Origin of the sequence: Mycobacterium sp. 852002-51961_SCH5331710, from assembly GCF_001665535.1 — a bacterium.
GTDB lineage: Bacteria > Actinomycetota > Actinomycetes > Mycobacteriales > Mycobacteriaceae > Mycobacterium.
In genome coordinates this window covers 1-943 of record NZ_LZSQ01000046.1, presented here as the reverse complement: position 1 = coordinate 943, position 943 = coordinate 1, and the positions used below count along the sequence as shown (strand labels likewise).

Genomic DNA, 943 nt, shown 5'->3' with positions numbered 1-943 from the left:
AGATGTGTATAAGAGACAGGGGCGTGGGCGCGGGTGGAAAACGCTGCGTGCGCGCGCCGGCTGGCCGCGGCCGCCGACGTGCTGGAGGGGTTGATCCGCCAGGCCGGGGCGCTCGATCGCGAACAGTGGTGCATCGACAACTGGGCCATCGCGGCCGCCGAGGTCGCCGCCGCCCAAGGGGTGTCGCTGGGGGTGGCCTCCCACCAACTGTCGATCGCCGATGAGCTGCGCCAGCGCCTACCCGCGGTGGCCACGGTGTTCGCCACCGGGGCGATCTCCTACCGCATGGTGGCCACCGTGGCTCATCGCACCCGGCTGGTGCGCGACCCCGCCGCGCTGGGCAAAATCGACGCCGAGTTGGCCGGCGAGCTGACCCGCTGGGGCACCCTGTCAGCGACCAAGCTCGATGCCGGCATCGACGCCTGCGTGGACCGCTACGACCCCGCCGCGGTGCGGCGCACCGAAAACGCCGCGCTGGGCCGCGACGTGGTGATCCACGACCCACCCGACGGAACGGGCACCGCCAAAATCGAGGGCTGGTTGTTCGCCGCCGACGCCGCCGCCCTCGACACCCGCCTCGATGCGATGGCCGCCGCGGTGTGCGACCACGACCCGCGCACCGCCGAGCAACGCCGCGCCGACGCCCTGGGCGCCCTGGGCCACGGCGCCCAGCGACTGCAATGCGCCTGCGGGCGTCCCGACTGTGAGGCCGCCGCCGCCACCCCCAGCGCGGTGGTCATCCACGTCATCGCCCGCCACGACACCTTGTCTGATGACACCCCCGCCGCCCTGCACGGCCACGCCCCGCAAAAGGAGCCAACCGACCCCGCGACCGACTCCACCGCCGACTCCATGGGCCCGGCAATGACCGATCCGGGCTATCTGATGGGTAAGGGGCTGGTGCCGGCGCCGCTGCTGGCCGCCACCCTGGCCCGCACCGCCA

The 943-nt window shown here is 73.3% G+C and carries 1 protein-coding gene; it reads left to right on the top strand.

The features are described from left to right. Positions 1-33: 33 nt before the first annotated feature. Positions 34-943: DUF222 domain-containing protein (locus A5752_RS07905; protein ID WP_231983354.1), on the top strand; the 910-nt coding region annotated here is incomplete at its 3' end.